General features: G+C 58.0%; 18 protein-coding genes. 4 read left to right on the top strand and 14 right to left on the bottom strand.

Going from position 1 to position 19,569, the window contains the following annotated elements:
• Positions 1 to 4: 4 nt before the first annotated feature.
• Positions 5 to 1,912: an ATP-dependent zinc metalloprotease FtsH gene (gene ftsH / locus AB4N44_RS21310; RefSeq protein ID WP_127925787.1), complete on the bottom strand. Its 1,908-nt coding sequence runs from the start codon at positions 1,910 to 1,912 to the stop codon at positions 5 to 7.
• A 202-nt stretch (positions 1,913 to 2,114) separates the two neighbouring features.
• Positions 2,115 to 2,744, bottom strand: a complete 630-nt coding sequence (gene rlmE, locus AB4N44_RS21305; protein WP_008088328.1) for a 23S rRNA (uridine(2552)-2'-O)-methyltransferase RlmE — start codon at positions 2,742 to 2,744, stop codon at positions 2,115 to 2,117.
• Positions 2,745 to 2,845: 101 nt separating this feature from the next.
• Between rlmE and AB4N44_RS21300 the strand changes: the two genes are divergently transcribed.
• Entirely contained in the window at positions 2,846 to 3,154 is a 309-nt protein-coding gene (locus AB4N44_RS21300) for a YhbY family RNA-binding protein (RefSeq protein WP_003221534.1), read from the top strand.
• A gap of 9 nt (positions 3,155 to 3,163) precedes the next feature.
• Here AB4N44_RS21300 and AB4N44_RS21295 read toward each other — a convergent pair whose 3' ends face one another.
• From AB4N44_RS21295 to grpE, 8 genes are all read right to left on the bottom strand, one after another.
• On the bottom strand, positions 3,164 to 3,568 hold the full coding sequence (locus AB4N44_RS21295) for an MFS transporter (protein WP_460107607.1): 405 nt from the start codon (positions 3,566 to 3,568) through the stop codon (positions 3,164 to 3,166).
• 28 nt (positions 3,569 to 3,596) lie between these two features.
• Complete coding sequence (gene greA / locus AB4N44_RS21290; RefSeq protein ID WP_003221530.1) at positions 3,597 to 4,073, bottom strand: transcription elongation factor GreA; 477 nt, start codon at positions 4,071 to 4,073, stop codon at positions 3,597 to 3,599.
• On the bottom strand, positions 4,070 to 7,291 hold the full coding sequence (gene carB, locus AB4N44_RS21285; protein ID WP_007915231.1) for a carbamoyl-phosphate synthase large subunit: 3,222 nt from the start codon (positions 7,289 to 7,291) through the stop codon (positions 4,070 to 4,072). The genes greA and carB overlap by 4 nt, the downstream gene beginning before the upstream one ends.
• Positions 7,292 to 7,417: 126 nt before the next feature.
• Positions 7,418 to 8,554: a glutamine-hydrolyzing carbamoyl-phosphate synthase small subunit gene (carA, locus tag AB4N44_RS21280; RefSeq protein ID WP_007953761.1), complete on the bottom strand. Its 1,137-nt coding sequence runs from the start codon at positions 8,552 to 8,554 to the stop codon at positions 7,418 to 7,420.
• Positions 8,555 to 8,811: 257 nt separating this feature from the next.
• Positions 8,812 to 9,618: a 4-hydroxy-tetrahydrodipicolinate reductase gene (gene dapB, locus AB4N44_RS21275; RefSeq protein ID WP_038357479.1), complete on the bottom strand. Its 807-nt coding sequence runs from the start codon at positions 9,616 to 9,618 to the stop codon at positions 8,812 to 8,814.
• 9 nt (positions 9,619 to 9,627) lie between these two features.
• Positions 9,628 to 10,752 carry a molecular chaperone DnaJ gene (dnaJ, locus tag AB4N44_RS21270; protein WP_007915222.1) on the bottom strand — a complete coding sequence of 375 codons (1,125 nt, stop codon included), beginning with the start codon at positions 10,750 to 10,752 and terminating at the stop codon, positions 9,628 to 9,630.
• Positions 10,753 to 11,049: 297 nt separating this feature from the next.
• Complete coding sequence (gene dnaK / locus AB4N44_RS21265; protein WP_007915221.1) at positions 11,050 to 12,966, bottom strand: molecular chaperone DnaK; 1,917 nt, start codon at positions 12,964 to 12,966, stop codon at positions 11,050 to 11,052.
• Between the two features lie 102 nt (positions 12,967 to 13,068).
• Positions 13,069 to 13,635: a nucleotide exchange factor GrpE gene (grpE, locus tag AB4N44_RS21260; protein ID WP_007915219.1), complete on the bottom strand. Its 567-nt coding sequence runs from the start codon at positions 13,633 to 13,635 to the stop codon at positions 13,069 to 13,071.
• A 240-nt stretch (positions 13,636 to 13,875) separates the two neighbouring features.
• On the opposite strand from grpE, the gene recN reads away from it, so the two are divergent.
• Positions 13,876 to 15,549, top strand: a complete 1,674-nt coding sequence (gene recN, locus AB4N44_RS21255) for a DNA repair protein RecN (protein WP_150749593.1) — start codon at positions 13,876 to 13,878, stop codon at positions 15,547 to 15,549.
• A gap of 75 nt (positions 15,550 to 15,624) precedes the next feature.
• Here recN and fur read toward each other — a convergent pair whose 3' ends face one another.
• Entirely contained in the window at positions 15,625 to 16,029 is a 405-nt protein-coding gene (fur, locus tag AB4N44_RS21250) for a ferric iron uptake transcriptional regulator (protein WP_007915216.1), read from the bottom strand.
• Positions 16,030 to 16,126: 97 nt separating this feature from the next.
• Between fur and AB4N44_RS21245 the strand changes: the two genes are divergently transcribed.
• Positions 16,127 to 16,654 (top strand): outer membrane protein assembly factor BamE, encoded by a 528-nt coding sequence (locus AB4N44_RS21245; RefSeq protein WP_007915215.1) that lies wholly within the window; start codon positions 16,127 to 16,129, stop codon positions 16,652 to 16,654.
• A 59-nt stretch (positions 16,655 to 16,713) separates the two neighbouring features.
• On the opposite strand, the gene AB4N44_RS21240 is transcribed toward AB4N44_RS21245, so the two are convergent.
• From AB4N44_RS21240 to AB4N44_RS21230, 3 genes are read right to left on the bottom strand one after another with little or no spacing between them, the layout of a single operon-like run.
• Entirely contained in the window at positions 16,714 to 17,028 is a 315-nt protein-coding gene (locus tag AB4N44_RS21240) for an RnfH family protein (RefSeq protein ID WP_137219101.1), read from the bottom strand.
• A complete protein-coding gene (locus tag AB4N44_RS21235; RefSeq protein WP_016986510.1) occupies positions 17,021 to 17,455 on the bottom strand; it encodes a type II toxin-antitoxin system RatA family toxin in 435 nt (144 codons plus the stop codon). The genes AB4N44_RS21240 and AB4N44_RS21235 overlap by 8 nt, the downstream gene beginning before the upstream one ends.
• 7 nt (positions 17,456 to 17,462) lie before the next feature.
• A complete protein-coding gene (locus AB4N44_RS21230; protein ID WP_034154410.1) occupies positions 17,463 to 18,866 on the bottom strand; it encodes a sodium-dependent transporter in 1,404 nt (467 codons plus the stop codon).
• Positions 18,867 to 18,985: 119 nt separating this feature from the next.
• Between AB4N44_RS21230 and smpB the strand changes: the two genes are divergently transcribed.
• A complete protein-coding gene (gene smpB, locus AB4N44_RS21225) occupies positions 18,986 to 19,468 on the top strand; it encodes an SsrA-binding protein SmpB (protein ID WP_008088297.1) in 483 nt (160 codons plus the stop codon).
• The last annotated feature ends 101 nt before the right edge of the window (positions 19,469 to 19,569 follow it).

Raw genomic sequence — 19,569 nt, 5'->3', positions numbered from 1 at the left:
AACCTTAAACGTCAGCAGCCGGACCGCCAATCGGTGTTTCCGGACGCTCGTCCTGAACCACTGGAGGTGGTGGTGTACCCGTGCCACCCGACCAGTCACGAGGCTCGCGAGGCGTACGACCGGCCATGATGTCGTCGATCTGTTCAGCATCGATCGTTTCGTACTTCATCAGGGCATCGGCCATGGCATCGAGCTTGTCACGGTTGTCCGTGAGGATCTGCTTGGCGGTGCCGTAGCACTGGTCAATGATACTGCGCACTTCGGAGTCGATCAGCTTGGCTGTCTCGCCAGAGAAACTGGCAGCCTGACCGCCACCGCCGCGGCCGAGGAATACTTCACCCTCTTCTTCGGCATACATCAACGGACCGAGTTTTTCCGACAGACCCCACTTGGTCACCATGTTCCGCGCAATCTGGCTAGCACGCATGATGTCGTTGGAAGCACCGGTGGTCACACCGTCAAAGCCCAGGGTCATTTCTTCAGCGATACGGCCGCCATACAGCGAGCAGATCTGGCTGATCAGCGCGCGCTTGGACAGACTGTAGCGATCTTCTTCCGGCAGGAACATGGTCACACCCAGCGCACGGCCGCGCGGAATGATCGACACTTTGTAGACCGGATCATGCTCAGGCACGACGCGACCGACAATGGCGTGGCCAGCTTCGTGATAAGCGGTGTTCTGCTTCTCTTTCTCGGACATGACCATCGATTTGCGCTCGGCGCCCATCATGATCTTGTCTTTGGCCAGTTCGAACTCTTTCATTTCAACGATGCGCTTGCCGCTGCGCGCAGCGAACAGCGACGCTTCGTTGACCAGGTTTGCCAGATCAGCACCGGAGAAGCCTGGAGTACCACGCGCGATAACGGCCGGAGCGACGTCGTCACCCATTGGCACTTTGCGCATGTGAACCTTGAGAATCTGTTCGCGACCACGGATATCCGGCAGACCGACGACAACCTGACGGTCGAAACGGCCCGGACGCAGCAGCGCAGGGTCAAGTACGTCAGGACGGTTGGTTGCAGCGATAACAATGATGCCGTCGTTCATTTCGAAGCCGTCCATCTCGACCAGCAACTGGTTGAGAGTCTGCTCACGCTCATCGTGACCGCCACCCATGCCAGCGCCACGATGGCGACCGACGGCGTCGATTTCGTCGATGAAGATAATGCACGGCGCGTGCTTCTTCGCCTGCTCGAACATGTCGCGAACACGGCTCGCACCGACACCGACAAACATTTCAACGAAGTCGGAACCGGATATGGTGAAGAACGGAACCTTGGCTTCGCCGGCAATTGCCTTGGCCAGCAAGGTTTTACCGGTACCCGGAGGACCCACCATCAGCACACCGCGAGGAATACGACCGCCCAGGCGCTGGAACTTGCCCGGATCACGGAGGAACTCAACCAGTTCGCCGACTTCTTCCTTGGCTTCGTCGCAACCGGCAACGTCAGCCAATGTGGTTTTCACCTGATCTTCGGAGAGCAGGCGTGCCTTGCTCTTGCCAAAGCTCATCGGCCCGCCCTTGCCACCGGCACCGCCCTGCATCTGGCGCATGAAGAACATGAACACCGCGATGATCACCAGGATCGGGAAGCTGGCTACCAGAAGCTGGGTCCAGATGCTTTGCTGCTCAGGCTGCTTGCCTTCAACCACAACGTGGTTGTCGACCAGATCGCCGATCAGGCCATTGTCCTGAATTGCCGGACGAATGGTCTTGAAGCTGTCGCCATCGTTGCGCTTGCCGGTGATTACATAGCCATCAACCGCTACGCGCTCGACCTTGCCATCCTTGACCTGCTGGATGAAGTCGGAATAGTTGAGGGTCTGCGGCTCGTTAGGGCTGGAGAAGTTGTTCATCACCGTCACCAGGACAGCCGCGATGATCAACCACAGGATCAGATTCTTTGCCATATCGTTCAATTAACTACCCTCTGAAGCAAGCTCCGCTACTGGCGCGCGCTTCGCATGATATTCACCGGCCTAACTTACTACATTACCTACGGCTCTGGCAGGCGCCGTCTGTAACCCTTTGTGAAACACTTTCTACACAATATTCGTTAATGCTAGCCGGGCGAAATACTAAAAACCTATCACCCCGCACAAAAACCTCGTTTTACTCACTACGTCCGCGGTAACCCCAAGCCAGCATGTATTGCTCGCGTGAGCTGCCACGGGAGGAGTCCGGCTTGATCATCTGGATCTTGTCGAACTTTTTGCGAGCGTCCTTCAGGTAAACATCAAATCCTTCGCCCTGAAAAATCTTGATCACAAAATTGCCACCCGGCTTGAGTATCCGCTCCGCCAGATCAAGCGCCAGCTCGCAGAGAAACATGGCTTTGGGCATATCTACTTCGGGCGTACCACTCATATTGGGGGCCATATCGGAAATCACAAGGTCCACCTGCGAATTACCCACAGCTTCAAGAATCTGAGCGAGTACTGCGTCCTCGGTGAAGTCACCCTGAATAAAGGTCACGTCAGGGATGCTGTCCATTTCCAGAATGTCCGAAGCGATCAAACGCCCCTGACCACCGATCAGACGACTGGTGACCTGCGACCAGCCTCCGGGCGCCGCGCCCAGGTCGACAACGCTCATGCCTGGGCGGATCAGTTTGTATTTCTCCTGGACTTCCAGAAGCTTGTAACTCGCACGCGAGCGGTAGCCATCCTTCTGCGCTTGCTTCACATAGGGATCGTTGACATGTCGTTTCAGCCAACCAAGGCTTGTCTTGGAACGCGCCATTGGGCACCTCGATGATAAGGGTCGTGATTAATTGGGCGGATCCACGAACCCTCGGGTAAAATGGCCGCCATTTTACAGAATCCAGACGAAAGGGTCAGATTATGCCGCTCACTCCAGAGCAGAAGAAACAGTACAAATCCATTGGCCACCACCTGAAGCCGGTTTTGACGGTGGCTGACAACGGTTTGACTGAAGGTGTTTTAGCCGAACTTGAACGCGCCCTGGCGGATCACGAGCTGATCAAGATCAAGCTCAACATCCTCGATCGCGAGTCGCGCCTGGCGCACATCGCAGAGCTGTGCAAGGTTGGCAAGGCAGACCTGGTACAGGTCATCGGCAAGATGGCACTGGTTTACCGCAAGAACTTCAGCGTCAACAAGCAGCTGTCGAACGTTCATCGCTTCAAGTGATGAAAAGGGTCAAGGGTGTGCTTCGCGCACCCTGCCACTCCATCCCGGCACCGGCTGCATCACCAGCACCAGCCCGGAAAAGCCCAAAACCAGATAACTGAACACCTGCCAGCGCTGCGCATCCGGCCAGCCGACACGCACTGCGACATACATCGCACACGCATACAACGCCATCAACAGCACCTGCCCACGAAAATCCCGCCATAGACTGGTAAGGCCCTCGGCCTGTACCAGCACCAAAGCCTGAAAAATAACGCATGCGGCGGCAAACCCCACCACCAGCACTTCAAATGCACTGGCGACTTCATCGATCAGCAGCGGTGCCAGGCCAATCTTGCCCAGCGCCGGCTGCAAACCGAGATGTATCAGCCATAGACCGCCAACCCAAAGCATCTGGGTCAGCTGCCAAAGCATGGCGCCCGCATGCAGCGGGCGCCCTTTTTCAGATGTGGCGGACTTCGACAATCTCGTACTCGATAACGCCGCTCGGCGTTTTCACGGCGACCACATCGCCCTCTTCCTTGCCGATCAAGGCACGGGCCAAAGGCGAGCCGACGGAAATCTTGCCGAGTTTGAAGTCAGCCTCATCTTCACCCACGATGTGGTAAGTGACGCTTTCATCGGTCTCGACGTTGGCGATTTCGACGGTAGTGCCGAAAATCACCTTGCCGGTATGAGGAATGGTCGTGACGTCGATGATGACCTGATTCTGAATCCGGCCTTCGATGTCACGAATCCGCGCCTCAACCATGCCTTGCTGTTCGCGGGCGGCATGGTATTCAGCGTTTTCCTTCAAGTCACCCAACTCGCGGGCCGTGCCGATGTCCTGGCTGAGCTTCGGACGAACGACCTTGGTCAGGTGAGCGTGTTCTTCTTCCAGGGCTTTAGCGCCCTGGACGGTCATTGGGTATTTGATCATGCCTTCAATCCTGCGTGTAGATCCTGCAAGCGGCGCACGGTCTTTTCCGGACCGAACTTCAGCGCTTCACAGATAGCTTCGCCAGCAGCAATGGTGGTGGTGCAATAGATCTTGTGCTGCAAGGCATTACGACGAATGGAGTAGGAATCAGCGATCGACTGACGACCTTCGGTGGTGTTGATGATCAGCGTGACTTCGTCATTCTTGATCATGTCGACCACGTGCGGACGCCCCTCGGTCACCTTGTTCACACGGCGCACTTTCAGGCCTGCGGCTTCGATCAGCTTGGCAGTACCGGCAGTGGCAACCACTTCGAAGCCCAAGTTGATCAGATCACGGGCCACGCCTGCAACCAATGGCTTGTCGTCGTCGCGCACGCTGATGAACGCAGTACCGCCGGTCGGCAGCACTTCACTGGCGCCCATCTGGGCTTTGGCGAATGCTTCACCGAAGGTGTCACCGACGCCCATCACTTCACCGGTCGACTTCATCTCTGGGCCGAGGATCGGGTCAACGCCAGGGAATTTGGCGAACGGGAACACCGCCTCTTTCACGCTGTAGAAGTTCGGGATGATTTCTTTGGTGAAGCCGATTTCTTTCAGGGTCTTACCGGCCATCACGCGGGCAGCGATCATCGCCAGGGAGACACCGATGCACTTCGACACGAACGGTACGGTACGGGAAGCGCGCGGGTTGACTTCGATGACGTAGATGTCTTCGCCCTGCAAAGCCAACTGCACGTTCATCAGGCCGACAACGCCCAGTTCCAAGGCCATTTTCTTGACCTGTTCGCGCATCTCGTCCTGGATGTGCGCCGGCAGCGAGTACGGCGGCAGCGAGCACGCGGAGTCACCGGAGTGAACGCCAGCCTGTTCGATGTGCTGCATGATCGCGCCGATCACCACGTCTTTGCCGTCGCAGACCGCATCCACGTCCATTTCGATGGCGCAGTTGAGGAAGTGGTCGAGCAGCACCGGGCTGTCGTTGGACACTTGCACCGCGTCACGCAGGTAACGCTTGAGCTCGTCTTCTTTATAAACGATTTCCATCGCACGGCCGCCCAGTACATAGGACGGGCGCACCACCAGCGGATAACCGATTTTCGCAGCAGCACGAACAGCTTCATCTTCGCTGCGTACGGTGGCGTTTGGCGGCTGACGCAGATTCAGGCGCTCAACCATTTGCTGGAAGCGCTCACGGTCTTCAGCGCGGTCGATGGCGTCTGGGCTGGTGCCGATGATTGGCACACCGGCGGCTTCCAGGGCACGAGCCAGTTTCAGCGGGGTCTGGCCGCCGTACTGGACGATCACGCCTTTCGGCTTCTCGACACGGCAGATTTCCAGTACGTCTTCCAGGGTCACCGGCTCGAAGTACAGACGGTCGGAAGTGTCGTAGTCGGTGGAAACGGTTTCCGGGTTGCAGTTGACCATGATGGTTTCGTAGCCGTCTTCGCGCAGAGCGAGGGCGGCGTGAACGCAGCAGTAGTCAAACTCGATGCCCTGGCCAATACGGTTCGGACCGCCACCCAGAATCATGATCTTGTCGCGGCCCGACGGCGCGGCTTCGCACTCTTCCTCGTACGTCGAGTAGAGGTAAGCGGTATCAGTGGCGAACTCGGCGGCGCAGGTGTCAACGCGCTTGTAGACCGGGAACACTTCGAGCTTCTGACGGTGCGTACGCAGGTTCTTCTCGGTCACACCCAGCAGCTTGGCCAGACGCTGGTCGGAGAAGCCTTTGCGCTTGAGCTTGAACATCAGGTCGCGATCGATAGCGGACAGACCGAGGGTCTTGACCTTCTCCTCTTCCTTGATCAGATCTTCGATCTGCACCAGGAACCAAGGGTCGATCATGTTCATGCCAAAGATGTCTTCGACCGACAGGCCAGCGCGGAAAGCGTCCGCCACGTACCAGATACGCTCGGCGCCCGGCACGGTCAGTTCGCGCTTGAGCACGCTCATGCTTTCCGGGTTGCTCAGGTCGAGCTTCTCGTCCAGACCGCAAACGCCCACTTCCAGACCGCGCAGAGCTTTCTGCAGGGACTCCTGGAAAGTACGGCCGATGGCCATGACTTCACCAACCGACTTCATCTGAGTGGTCAGGCGCGCGTCAGCCTTGGCGAATTTCTCGAAGGCGAAACGCGGCAGCTTGGTCACGACATAGTCGATCGACGGTTCGAAGGACGCCGGGGTCTTGCCGCCGGTAATGTCGTTCGACAGCTCGTCGAGGGTGTAGCCCACAGCCAGTTTGGCCGCGACTTTGGCGATCGGGAAACCGGTGGCTTTCGAGGCCAGCGCCGAGGAACGCGATACACGCGGGTTCATTTCGATCACGACCATGCGGCCAGTGTTCGGGCAGATACCGAATTGAACGTTGGAACCGCCCGTCTCGACGCCGATCTCGCGCAGTACCGCCAGGGAGGCGTTACGCAGGATCTGGTATTCCTTGTCGGTCAGGGTTTGTGCTGGAGCCACGGTGATCGAGTCACCGGTGTGCACGCCCATCGGGTCAAAGTTTTCGATCGAGCAGACGATGATGCAGTTGTCCTTTTTGTCGCGGACAACTTCCATCTCATATTCTTTCCAGCCGATCAGCGATTCGTCAATCAGCAGCTCTTTGGTCGGCGACAGGTCCAGACCGCGGGCGCAGATTTCTTCGAACTCTTCACGGTTGTAAGCGATACCGCCACCGGTGCCGCCCATGGTGAAGGACGGACGGATGATGCACGGGAAGCCCAGGGTTTCGAGAACCGCGTTGGCTTCTTCCATGCTGTGGGCGATACCGGAACGCGGGCACGCCAGGCCGATGGATTTCATCGCCTTGTCGAAACGCGAACGGTCTTCAGCCTTGTCGATGGTGTCGGCGTTGGCACCGATCATTTCTACGCCGAACTTCTCCAGAACGCCTTCGCGCTCCAGGTCCAGGGCGCAGTTCAAAGCGGTCTGGCCGCCCATGGTTGGCAGCACCGCGTCCGGACGTTCTTTCTCGATGATCTTGGCAACGGTCTGCCACTTGATCGGCTCGATGTAGGTGGCGTCGGCCATGTCCGGGTCGGTCATGATGGTGGCCGGGTTGGAGTTCACCAGGATGACGCGGTAACCCTCTTCGCGCAGGGCTTTGCAGGCCTGGGCGCCGGAGTAGTCGAATTCGCAGGCCTGGCCGATAACGATCGGGCCAGCGCCGAGAATCAGGATGCTTTTAATGTCTGTACGTTTTGGCATGGGTTTGTCACTCAAATCCGCAGGTCAGTCGGCAAGCCGTCTTGATCGATTTCTGAAGTCTCGAAGGGGCCGCCGGGATCGGGGCCACCCTCGAAGGGCTTCTCTCTACAGTCTCAAGGCGAACGCTTAGCGTCGCTTGGCCATCTCGTTGATGAAGCGGTCGAACAGTGGCGCGACATCGTTCGGGCCCGGGCTCGCTTCAGGGTGACCCTGGAAGCTGAACGCGCTCTTGTCGGTGCGTTCGATGCCTTGCAGGGTGCCATCGAACAGCGATTTGTGGATCGCGCGCACGTTGGCTGGCAGGGTTTCTTCATCTACCGCGAAACCGTGGTTCTGGCTGGTGATCATCACAACGCCAGTATCCAGATCCTGCACCGGGTGGTTGGCACCGTGGTGGCCGTGGCCCATTTTCAGGGTCTTGGCGCCGGAGGCCAGTGCCAGCAGTTGGTGACCGAGGCAGATGCCGAATACCGGAATTTCGGTTTCCAGGACTTCCTTGATCGCCTTGATCGCGTAGTCGCATGGCTCCGGATCACCAGGGCCGTTGGACAGGAACACGCCGTCCGGCTTCAGTGCCAGCACATCAGCGGCTGGGGTCTGAGCCGGCACCACGGTGACGCGGCAGCCGCGCTCGACCAGCATGCGCAGGATGTTGACCTTGACGCCGTAATCGTAGGCAACCACGTGGTAGGGCAGCTCGGAGGCTTCGATGGTCGCGTGGCTGTCGGTTTTCAGATCCCAGACAGTCGAGCGCCACTCGTATTGAGTCTTGGTGCTGACGACTTTCGCCAGATCCATGCCCTTCAGGCCCGGGAAGCCTTGCGCCGCGGCGATGGCCGCTTCTTCGGAGATGTTGTCACCAGCCATGATGCAGCCGTTCTGTGCGCCTTTTTCACGCAGGATGCGGGTCAGGCGACGGGTGTCGATACCGGCGATGGCCACAACGTTGTTGGCTTTCAGGTAGTCGGACAGGGACATCGTGTTACGCCAGTTGCTCGCTACCAGCGGCAGGTCACGGATGACCAGGCCAGCGGACCAGACGCGATCGGACTCGGCATCTTCCGGCGTGGTGCCGGTGTTGCCGATGTGCGGGTAAGTCAGGGTAACGATCTGTTGGGCGTAGGAAGGATCGGTAAGGATTTCCTGATAGCCGGTCATTGCGGTGTTGAACACCACCTCACCAACGGTTTGACCGTCGGCACCAATGGCTTCGCCGCGAAAAATGCTGCCATCAGCAAGGGCAAGTATGGCTGGCTTAGTCAAGAAGACCTCCCGTAAATAACGCATGAAAGGGCGATCGCAGGTTGTAAAAAAGCGGAGTGACGTATGGACACGTCACCCCGCTTCTTCACTGAATTATTCTGCGCGCTTTTAGTGGACACACTAAAGCTGTAGCTTACAGAAAAAGGCTTTTTTGGTCCACCGCTAAAGAGCCGAAAAGGCCGGAGAATGCGACAGGTCGTCGCCAAGCGGAGAAAAACCAGCGCAAACAGGGCGTTTGCGCTGGGTTCAGCAGTGTATCAACGCAGGTCGAGCACGTCTTGCATGTCGTACAGACCCGGCTCGCGACCGTCCAGCCACAACGCCGCACGCACCGCGCCCTTGGCAAAAGTCATGCGACTCGACGCCTTGTGCGTGATCTCCAGACGCTCACCTTCGCAGGCGAACAGCACGGTGTGGTCACCCACCACGTCACCGCCGCGCACGGTGGCAAAACCGATGGTTTCACGCTCACGAGCGCCGGTATGACCCTCACGACCGTACACCGCGACTTTCTGCAAATCACGATCCAGCGCACTGGCGATCACTTCACCCATGCGCAACGCCGTACCCGACGGCGCATCGATCTTGTGACGGTGATGAGCTTCGATGATTTCGATATCAGCATCATCGCCCAGCACGCGCGCTGCCATATCCAGCAGCTTCAGCGACAGATTGACGCCGACACTGAAGTTTGCCGCGAACACGATCGGAATATCCTTGCCCGCCTCGACCAGCAACTGCTTCTGCGCCGCGTCCAGCCCGGTGGTGCCGATAACCATGGCCTTGCCTGCCTTGCGGCAGAACGCGAGGTTTTTCAGCATCACCTCCGGCAGGGTGAAATCGATCAATACGTCGAATTCTTCAGCCACAGCCTCGATATGCCCGGACAACGGCACGCCAATGCGACCCAGCGAAGCCAGCTCACCGGCATCGACGCCGATCAGCGTGCTGCCAGGACGAACCACAGCGGCGGTCAACCCGGTCAGCGGCGCGCGCTGCTGCACGGCTTCGACCAGAATCTTGCCCATGCGCCCAGCAGCGCCCATCACAGCTATACGTCGCATGCCGACTCCTTACAGATCGCCGAAGAAGCGCTTCACACCGTCAAACCAACCGGTGGTTTTCGGTGAATGGCTGTTGTCGTCCGCCAGCGAACTGCGGAACTCTTCCAGCAATTCGCGCTGACGACGGTTCAGGTTGACCGGGGTCTCAACGGCCACACGGCACATCAAGTCGCCCGCACCGCCGCCACGCACCGGCGCCACGCCTTTGCCGCGTACGCGGAACTGCTTGCCGGTCTGGGTGCCTTCAGGGATTTTCAGTTTGACGCGACCGTCGAGGGTCGGAATTTCCAGCTCGCCGCCCAAGGCTGCATCAACAAAGCTGATCGGCACTTCGCAGAACAGATGCTTGCCATCGCGCTGGAAGATGTCGTGCTCGCGGACATTGATGACCACGTAAAGGTCGCCCGTCGGACCACCCTGAGTACCCGCCTCGCCTTCGCCGGACAGACGAATGCGGTCACCGGTATCAACGCCGGCCGGCACTTTGACCGACAAGGTTTTGTACTCTTCGACGCGACCATCACCGTGGCAGGAGTCGCACGGATCAGAAATGATCTTGCCTTGGCCATGGCAACGCGGGCAGGTCTGCTGCACCGAGAAGAAGCCCTGCTGCATGCGCACCTGACCGATGCCGCCGCAAGTCGGGCACGTCGATGGCGAGGAGCCTTTCTTAGCGCCAGAACCATCGCACGGCTTGCAGTTGACCAATGTCGGAACACGGATATTCACGGTCGTGCCGCGCACCGCTTCTTCCAGATTCAGTTCCAGGGTGTAGCGCAAGTCACTGCCACGCTGAGCGCCGCCACGGGAACCGCCGCGACCGCCACCGAAGAAATCACTGAAGACATCACCAAAGATGTCCGAGAAATTCTGACCGCCGAAACCGGCGCCACCGCCACCCATGCTCGGGTCGACACCGGCATGACCGTACTGGTCGTACGCCGCACGCTTGCTCGAGTCGGACAGCACTTCATAGGCCTCGTTGGCCTCTTTGAACATTTCTTCCGACGCTTTGTCATCGGGATTACGGTCCGGGTGATGCTTCATCGCCAGACGACGGTAAGCCTTCTTCAGGTCCGCATCGCTTGAGCCGCGCTCAACACCCAACACTTCGTAATAGTCACGCTTTGCCATAAGTCTTCTGCACTCTTGAGGACGTCCGACAAACCCCTCCTGAGGATCGTCAAACTCGTTGAGCCCCAATACAGGCCCGGACCCAACTCACGTCAATTCAACGATCCTGGTCTTTGTTTCTTGTGGTACTTGCGGCACGGAAAGCAGGAGCATTCCCGGCCATACCAGCAACACACGAGGCTTGTCGCATGCTGTAAAAATTCGCGTATTCCAGATACGCCAACGCGGGAGCTAGCTCCCGCGCGGCGACATCCTACCAGTCACTGCCTAAAGGCAGTCAACCGGCCGACCAACAACTTACTTGTGGTCTTTGACTTCTTCGAACTCTGCATCGACAACGTCGTCAGCCTTCTCAGCCGATTCGCCTTGCGGGGCTGCGCCATCAGCTGGCTGAGCCTGTTCGGCGTACATCTTCTGAGCAACCGGAGCGGAGACTTTCGACAGCTCTTCAACCTTGGCTTCGATAGCAGCTTTGTCGTCGCCTTTGACAGCGGCTTCCAGAGCAACCACAGCAGCTTCGATCGCAGTCTTCTCTTCAGCGGTGACTTTGTCGCCCGCGTCGGCAATCATCTTGCGAGTCGAGTGAACCAGTGCGTCACCCTGGTTACGGGCAGCGGCCAGTTCTTCGAACTTGCGGTCTTCCTCAGCGTTGGCTTCGGCGTCACGCACCATGCGCTCGATTTCTTCATCGGACAGACCGGAGTTGGCCTTGATCACGATCGACTGAGTCTTGCCGGTCGCCTTGTCTTTCGCACCAACGTGCAGAATGCCGTTAGCGTCGATGTCGAAGGTCACTTCGATCTGCGGCACGCCACGTGGAGCAGGTGGAATGTCGGCCAGGTCGAACTTGCCCAAGGACTTGTTCTGAGTGGCTTGCTTACGCTCGCCCTGCAGCACGTGAATGGTCACAGCGCCCTGGTTGTCGTCGGCAGTCGAGAACACTTGCGATTTCTTGGTAGGAATCGTGGTGTTTTTCTCGATCAGCGCGGTCATCACGCCACCCATGGTTTCGATACCCAGAGTCAGCGGGCTGACGTCGAGCAGCAGAACGTCTTTGACGTCACCAGCCAGAACAGCGCCCTGAATCGCAGCACCCATGGCAACAGCTTCGTCCGGGTTAACGTCTTTGCGAGCTTCTTTACCGAAGAAATCAGTAACCAGCTTCTGCACCAGCGGCATACGGGTCTGACCACCGACCAGGATCACGTCGTTGATCGCGCCAACGTCCAGACCAGCGTCTTTCATGGCGATGCGGCAAGGCTCGATGGTGCGCTGAACCAGGTCTTCAACCAGTGCTTCGAGCTTGGCACGCGAGATCTTCACGTTGAGGTGCTTAGGACCGGTGGCATCTGCAGTGATGTACGGCAGGTTGACGTCGGTCGACTGAGCGGACGACAGCTCGATCTTGGCTTTCTCAGCGGCTTCTTTCAGGCGCTGCATGGCCAGCGGGTCACCCTTGAGGTTCATGCCGCTTTCTTTCTTGAATTCGTCAACGAGGTAGTCGATCAGACGAATGTCGAAGTCTTCACCGCCGAGGAACGTGTCACCGTTGGTGGCCAGTACTTCGAACTGGTGCTCGCCATCAACTTCAGCGATCTCGATCACGGAAACGTCGAAAGTACCGCCACCCAGGTCATAAACGATCACGGTGTGATCGCCCTTGGCCTTGTCCATACCGTAAGCCAGAGCGGCTGCGGTTGGTTCGTTGATGATACGTTTTACGTCCAGACCGGCGATGCGGCCGGCGTCTTTGGTCGCCTGACGCTGGCTGTCGTTGAAGTAGGCCGGAACGGTGATCACCGCTTCGGTCACGGTCTCGCCGAGGTAGTCTTCGGCGGTCTTCTTCATCTTTTTCAGGATTTCAGCCGAGATTTGTGGCGGTGCCATTTTCTGGCCGTTCACTTCAACCCAAGCGTCGTTGTTGTCAGCCTTGACGATCTTGTAAGGGACCATCTGGATGTCTTTCTGCACAACTTCTTCGTCGAAACGACGACCGATCAGACGCTTTACCGCGTACAGAGTGTTGTGCGGGTTGGTCACAGCCTGACGCTTGGCCGACTGACCTACAAGGATTTCGCCATCGTTGGCGTAAGCGATGATCGACGGCGTGGTACGCGCGCCTTCAGCGTTTTCGATAACTTTTGCTTTGCCGTTTTCCAGCACGGAGACGCAGGAGTTGGTGGTCCCCAGGTCGATACCGATAATTTTGCCCATGTTAACTCTCCCGAAACTTTGGATTTTTTTGCCGCAGCAGTGGTGGCTAACTGCGGTAATACTTAAACGCTTGACTTCTAAATGGGGGCCTTGCGGCTAATTTCAAGCCTTCTCGTCGATCGAAGGCGAAATTGGCGCAGGCGCCTTGCTGACCACAACCATGGCCGGGCGCAACAGGCGACCGTTGAGTTGGTAGCCCTTCTGGAACACCTTCAGAACGCTGTTCGGTTCTACGTCGGCGCTTTCCTGCATGGCCATCGCCTGATGCTGAACGGCGTTGAACGGCTCGCCATGCGGGTCGATCGCTTCCAGCTGATAACGCTTGAGGGTGTCGTGGAACATTTTCAGCGTCAGCTCGATGCCTTCGCGCATCGGACGGATGCTTTCGTCGTCCGGGTTCGACAGCTCAAGGCCGCGCTCCAGACTGTCGACGATCGGCAACAGGTCGCCGGCGAATTTTTCCAGGGCAAACTTGTGCGCCTTCTCGACATCCTGCTCGGCACGGCGACGGACGTTCTGCAGATCGGCAGCAACACGCAGAGACTGATCCTGCGCGGCGGCCAATTGCTCTTCGAGCACTTGTACACGGGTCGCCAGGTCATCACCCGAACCTTCGGGCGCCTGATTGGCTTCTGGGTTTTGCGTATCTACTGTCTGTTCGTCAGCCATAGAATTCTCCTTTCAATTTCGTCCGCGAGCCTGACTCGCGCTTCTGCCCCGATATATGGGGCCGCAAAATCAGGCTTCAAGGGCTTTCAACCATTAACCCTACAAAAAAGTGCCACATTCTCATTCCTGAATGCGCTAAGCAGTTTTTATGTTCAAGCGAATCGAGCTAAGGGAGGGCATTGTCAGCCCGAAACAAAACACTGTATAAATAACCAGACCTAAAGCCTGGGAGCGGCCTTTATGCTGGTGCACCTGTCCGTACATAACTACGCCATCGTTGAACATCTCGATCTCGAACTCGATCGCGGGATGAGCGTGATCACAGGGGAAACCGGCGCCGGCAAGTCGATCATGCTCGACGCCCTGGGCCTGACCCTTGGAGATCGTGCCGACAGCGGCGTGGTTCGCCCCGGTGCCGACAAGGCCGATATCCTTGCGACCTTCGATCTGGCCGACATCCCTGAAGCCAGCACGTGGCTGGCCGAGCGCGATCTGGAAACTGACGGCCCGTGCATTCTGCGCCGGGTAATCACGTCGGAAGGTCGCTCGCGCGGCTACATCAACGGCACCCCTTGCCCACTGGGCGATCTCAAGTCGCTGGGCGAGTTGTTGATCGATATCCACAGCCAGCATGAACACCAGTCCCTGCTGAAAACCGATACCCATCGCCGTTTGCTGGACGAGTACGCCGGCGCCACCGATCTGGCGCGCCAGGTTCAGCTCGCCGCCCAGCGCTGGCGCCAGACTCGCCAGGAACTGGAACGCCTCTCCAACTCCGGCGACGAACAACGCGCGCGCCATCAATTGCTGAGCTATCAACTCGAAGAACTGGAAAACCTCGGTCTCGGCGAGAACGAACTTGAGCAACTGGAGCAGGAACACAAAAACCTGACCAACGCCGAGACGCTGCTGGGCATTTGTCGGCAAGTGGTCGAGCAATGCAGCGAAAGCGATTCCGGCAATGTGCTGAACGCACTGACCGCCAGCCTCAATCGCTTGTCGAGCGTGAATAACTCCGTCGGCGCATTGGGCGAAGCCAGCAGCTTACTGACCAGCGCGCAGATCCAGGTCGAAGAGGCCGTCGGCGAACTCAACCGCTTCCTCGACAACTTCGATGCCGATCCGGCGCGCCTGCAATATCTGGAAGAGCGTCTCGACGCGATCTACACGCTGGCACGCAAACACCGGATTCAGCCGACCGAGGTCGGGGAAATGCAGCAGAAGTTGCTGGATGAGATAGAAACCCTCAACGCCAATGACGAGTCCATCGAGCGCCTGGGAGAAGAACTGGCTTCCTACGCCCGCCACTATCAAGAGAAGGCGCGGGAACTGAGCGACTTGCGTCATCAGGCTGCCGGCAGTCTCGCCAGCGCGGTTGAACAGGAAATTCAGCGTCTGGGCATGCCCGGAGGTCGATTCACCATTGAATTAAAGGCCAATAGCAGCGACGAATTGCTGCCCAACGGGCTGGAACAGGTCGAATTGCTGGTCAGCGCCAACCCGGGCCAACCACTGAAGGCGCTGGCAAAAGTCGCTTCTGGTGGCGAACTGTCACGGATCAGCCTGGCGATTCAGGTCATCACCGCACAGACATCCCGTGTTCCGACGCTGGTGTTCGACGAAGTGGACGTCGGCATTGGTGGCCCTACCGCTGAAATTGTCGGCCAGCTGCTGCGCCGTCTCGGGGATCGCGGCCAGGTACTGACCGTGACGCACTTGCCTCAGGTGGCAGCGCAGGGTCATCAGCATCTGTTCGTGCACAAGGTGCGGGGCGAACAGGCGACGCACACCGCCGTCTCCAAACTGAGCAAGAACGAGCGCATAGAAGAAGTGGCGCGGATGCTCGGCGGCATCGATCTGACCAAGGAATCCCTGGCCCACGCGAAAAAAATGGTTGTGACCGCCAAGGTTTGACAACGACAGAAAGCACGAAGGCGACCCTTGGGTCGCCTTCGTTCGTTTCGCGAATATGAAATTCGCGCGACATGCTTACTTTTTCTTGCGGATGTACAGCACCAGGTTGTGATCCACCAACTCGACACCGTGCTCCTCGGCAATTGCCTTCTGAAGCTTTTCGATTTCCGGGCTGACGAATTCGACAACCTCACCGGTTTCCACGTTAACCATGTGGTCGTGGTGACCACTGTCGGCCAACTCGAAAACCGCATGGCCACCGTCGAAGTTGTGACGGACCACGAGGCCAGCCGCTTCGAACTGGGTCAGAACACGGTAAACCGTGGCCAGACCGACGTCCTCACCAGCTTCCATCAACGCCTTGTAGACGTCCTCGGCACTCATGTGGCGCTGCTCGGTGGAGTCGAGCATTTGCAGGATCTTGACCCGTGGCAGGGTCACTTTAAGGCCGGCTTTGCGTAGTTCGCTATTTTCAACCATGGTCAGCTTTCTCGCGATGCTGCTTCGCAGCTTCTCTTAATGCGGGTATGATCGGCGTTTACGTTGTCCCAGCCAAGATAGTGGAAGTCGCCCACCGATGCAAAACACCAAGCTCTTGCTAACCAGTTTCACCTTTGTGGGACTGCTCGCACTCGCCGGTTGTTCATTCCCCGGGGTTTACAAAATCGACATCCAGCAGGGCAATGTCGTCACGCAGGACATGATAGACCAGTTACGCCCGGGAATGACCCGGCCGCAAGTACGGTTTATCATGGGCAACCCTCTGCTTGTCGACACGTTCCATGCCGATCGCTGGGATTATCTGTACAGCCTGCAACCGGGTGGCGGTGAACGCCAACAGGAACGCATCAGCGTTATTTTCAACTCAAACGACCAGCTTGTCAGCCTGTCCGGTGACTTTATGCCGGGCGTAAGCCGTGACGAAGCCATTCTCGGCAAGGACAGTGGCACTACGGTGACCGCTCCTGCTGAAAACGCCGAGAAGCCAACACCGGAAAAACCGGTGAAGCCAGGTTCCTTGCTGGATCAGATCCAGAAGGACGTCGATGGTGTAGAAACCGTTCCGGTTCCGACACCAGAGCCGCTGGACACCTCGCCGCAATAATTGGCGAGACAATAAAAAACCCGGAAACTCCGGGTTTTTTATTGTCTGCGATTTGGTTTTTACGCGTTTCGGGCCTTGGCTTCGGCAGCCTTGGCCGCACGCAGACGCCGTACCTCTTTCGGATCGGCCAGCAATGGACGGTAAATCTCGATGCGCTCCCCTGCCTGAATCAGCCGCGAATCCGGGTCAGTAACCACTTTGCCAAAAATGCCCAATGGACATTCCGCCAGATTCAGCTCAGGGAACTCGCCACCGATACCCGACGCAAGCACCGCAGCCCGCACCGTTGCGCCGTCATTTATGCTAACCGAGCGCAAAACCTGACGATCCACGGCCGCGTACACCACCTCTATCTCGATCACCGGCTCAACCATGCATCTGCTTGGCGCGCTGGCAAAACGCGTCCACCAGCGTATTGGCGGCCTGATTGAACAGCGGCCCCAACGTCGCGCGCACCAGCGGCCCGGCATAGTCGAAAGACAGATCCAGACTGATCTTGCAGGCCTTCTCGTTCAACACCTTGAACACCCAGACACCGTGCAACTGATTGAACGGCCCCTCTTCAAGGTTCATCTCGATCGACTGCCCTGGCACCAGCGTATTACGCGTCACGAAATGCTGGCTGAGACCACCCTTCGCTACGCCAACACTGGCGCGCATATGCTCCGGCGAGCTTTCCAGTACCTCGGCCGACGAGCACCACGGCAGAAATTCCGGGTAGCGTGCCACGTCATTCACCAGGTCGTAGAGAAATTGCGCCGGGTACGGCAGCAATGCCGATCGTTGAATATGTGTCGTCATGTGAGCGTTACTTCCAGAGCTGAGCGGCAAACACTACAAGAATGCCGATGGGCGCCACGTAGCGCATCAAGAACAAAGACAGGGCGAACAGTACCGGGTTGCGGATCGACAACTCGTCGCGTACCGCTTCACGCCCCATCACCCATCCAGCAAACAGCACGAAACACAGGCCACCGAGCGGCAACATGATCCGCGAGGTGAAGAAATCGATCACGCCAAAGAAGTCCAGACCGCTCTGCGCACCCCATTGGTAGAGGTGGAACATCCCGCCTTCGTTCACGAAAAATTTGGCTTCCTTCCAGATATTGAAGGAGAACACTGTGCCCAGACCGACGAACCAGCAGATGAATGCCAGCCAGAAGGTTACCCAGGCGCGACTGACTTTCGTGCGTTCAACCAGATAGGCAACCATCGGTTCCAGAAGCGAAATCGCCGAACTCCAGGCCGCAATCGCCACCAGCACAAAGAACACCACGCCCATCAATTGACCAAAAGCCACATTACCAAAGGCAAATGGCAGGCTGACGAACATCAAGCCTGGTCCTTCGCTAGGGTTCAGCCCCCCGGCAAACACAATCGGGAACAAGGCCAGACCGGCGACCAGCGACACAAAGGTATCAAGCAGCGCCACGCCGACAACCGTGCCGGACAGCGACGAACTTTTCGGCATGTAAGCGCCGTAGATCATGATCGAGCCGACACCGACGCTCAGCGAGAAGAACGCGTGGCCCATCGCTGGCAACAAGCCGTCGAGGACTTTTTCCGGGTGGAAGTCGAACATGAAATGCACGCCTTCCATGAAATGCCCGGTGGTCATGCTGTAACCCAGCAATACCAGGATCATCACGAACAGCAGCGGCATCATGATGCGCAAGCTGCGCTCAAGCCCAGCAACCACGCCTTTGGCGATGACGAAGGCCGACAGCAGCATGAAAATCGTATGCCAAAGTGTCAGGCGCCATGGATTGGAGATGACATTGCCGAAATAAGCGCCGACCTGATCGGCCGTGGCGCCCTGGAAATCACCGCGGCCCATGTCGACGATGTAGTCCAGCGACCAGCCGCCGACCACACTATAGAAAGACAGGATCAGCAAGGCCGTAATCATCCCGGCAAACGCTCCCCACGACCATTTGCCCGAGTGCCCGGCTTCCAGCGCCAGCACCTTCAAGGCGTTCGCCGGACTTTGCCGGGCGCGCCGGCCGATCAGGGTTTCAGCGAGCATGACCGGGATGCCGATCAGCGCGATGCACGCCAGAAACATCAGTACAAACGCACCGCCGCCGTAGACCCCGACCATGTAGGGGAACTTCCAGATACTACCCAGTCCCACGGCCGAACCGGTCGCGGCGAGTATGAATACCCAGCGGCTAGCCCAACTGCCGTGGACAGAAACCTTGTCTGTCGACATCGTTTATCACGCCCAAGCGTTAGAAAAAGAGGCCGCATTGTCCGGGATTCACTCAACCTGCTCAAGCACGCAGCATCACCGTAGCCGACAGCCGTTTATCTCCATATAATGCCGCCCCTATGGCTAAACAGAAGAAACACCCAACAGGGACCATCGCGCAGAACAAAAAGGCGCGACACGATTACTTCATCGAACACAAGTTCGAGGCTGGTCTGGTCCTGGCCGGCTGGGAAGTAAAAAGTCTGCGGGCAAGCAAGCTACAGCTGGTCGACAGCTATGTCCTGCTCAAGGATGGCGAAGCGTGGTTGCTCGGCAGCCACATCACGCCTCTGATGACCGCAAGCACCCACGTCATCGCCGACCCGGTGCGCACACGCAAATTGCTGCTCAACCGCCGCGAGCTGGAAAAGCTTGCAGCGATGGTGCAGCAAAAGGGTTACGCCTGCGTCTGCCTGTCCTGGTACTGGAGCAAGCACATGGTCAAGTGCGAGATCGCTCTGGGCAAGGGCAAGAAGGAATACGACAAGCGTGACACCGAGCGCGAACGCGACGCCGGTCGTGAACTGCAGCGTGCGGTGCGCAACAAGGGCAAGGAAGATTAATTTCTTCTGCCTTTAGAGCGTATTCGCGAGCAAGCTCCCTCCCACCTTGGAATGCATTTCAAATGTGGGAGCGAGCCTGCTCGCGAAAGCTATTGCAGCAT

Source organism: Pseudomonas sp. S3_C06 (genome assembly GCF_054667675.1).
This window is presented reverse-complemented; position numbering and strand designations above follow the sequence as displayed.

What these genes read in the sequence shown, in the direction of transcription:
- ftsH (WP_127925787.1), bottom strand. Translation starts at nt 1,912, where the DNA reads ATGGCAAAGAATCTGATCCTGTGGTTGATCATCGCGGCTGTCCTGGTG.
- rlmE (WP_008088328.1), bottom strand. Translation starts at nt 2,744, where the DNA reads ATGGCGCGTTCCAAGACAAGCCTTGGTTGGCTGAAACGACATGTCAAC.
- AB4N44_RS21300 (WP_003221534.1), top strand. Translation starts at nt 2,846, where the DNA reads ATGCCGCTCACTCCAGAGCAGAAGAAACAGTACAAATCCATTGGCCAC.
- AB4N44_RS21295 (WP_460107607.1), bottom strand. Translation starts at nt 3,568, where the DNA reads ATGCTTTGGCAGCTGACCCAGATGCTTTGGGTTGGCGGTCTATGGCTG.
- greA (WP_003221530.1), bottom strand. Translation starts at nt 4,073, where the DNA reads ATGATCAAATACCCAATGACCGTCCAGGGCGCTAAAGCCCTGGAAGAA.
- carB (WP_007915231.1), bottom strand. Translation starts at nt 7,291, where the DNA reads ATGCCAAAACGTACAGACATTAAAAGCATCCTGATTCTCGGCGCTGGC.
- dapB (WP_038357479.1), bottom strand. Translation starts at nt 9,618, where the DNA reads ATGCGACGTATAGCTGTGATGGGCGCTGCTGGGCGCATGGGCAAGATT.
- dnaJ (WP_007915222.1), bottom strand. Translation starts at nt 10,752, where the DNA reads ATGGCAAAGCGTGACTATTACGAAGTGTTGGGTGTTGAGCGCGGCTCA.
- dnaK (WP_007915221.1), bottom strand. Translation starts at nt 12,966, where the DNA reads ATGGGCAAAATTATCGGTATCGACCTGGGGACCACCAACTCCTGCGTC.
- grpE (WP_007915219.1), bottom strand. Translation starts at nt 13,635, where the DNA reads ATGGCTGACGAACAGACAGTAGATACGCAAAACCCAGAAGCCAATCAG.
- recN (WP_150749593.1), top strand. Translation starts at nt 13,876, where the DNA reads ATGCTGGTGCACCTGTCCGTACATAACTACGCCATCGTTGAACATCTC.
- fur (WP_007915216.1), bottom strand. Translation starts at nt 16,029, where the DNA reads ATGGTTGAAAATAGCGAACTACGCAAAGCCGGCCTTAAAGTGACCCTG.
- AB4N44_RS21245 (WP_007915215.1), top strand. Translation starts at nt 16,127, where the DNA reads ATGCAAAACACCAAGCTCTTGCTAACCAGTTTCACCTTTGTGGGACTG.
- AB4N44_RS21240 (WP_137219101.1), bottom strand. Translation starts at nt 17,028, where the DNA reads ATGGTTGAGCCGGTGATCGAGATAGAGGTGGTGTACGCGGCCGTGGAT.
- AB4N44_RS21235 (WP_016986510.1), bottom strand. Translation starts at nt 17,455, where the DNA reads ATGACGACACATATTCAACGATCGGCATTGCTGCCGTACCCGGCGCAA.
- AB4N44_RS21230 (WP_034154410.1), bottom strand. Translation starts at nt 18,866, where the DNA reads ATGTCGACAGACAAGGTTTCTGTCCACGGCAGTTGGGCTAGCCGCTGG.
- smpB (WP_008088297.1), top strand. Translation starts at nt 18,986, where the DNA reads ATGGCTAAACAGAAGAAACACCCAACAGGGACCATCGCGCAGAACAAA.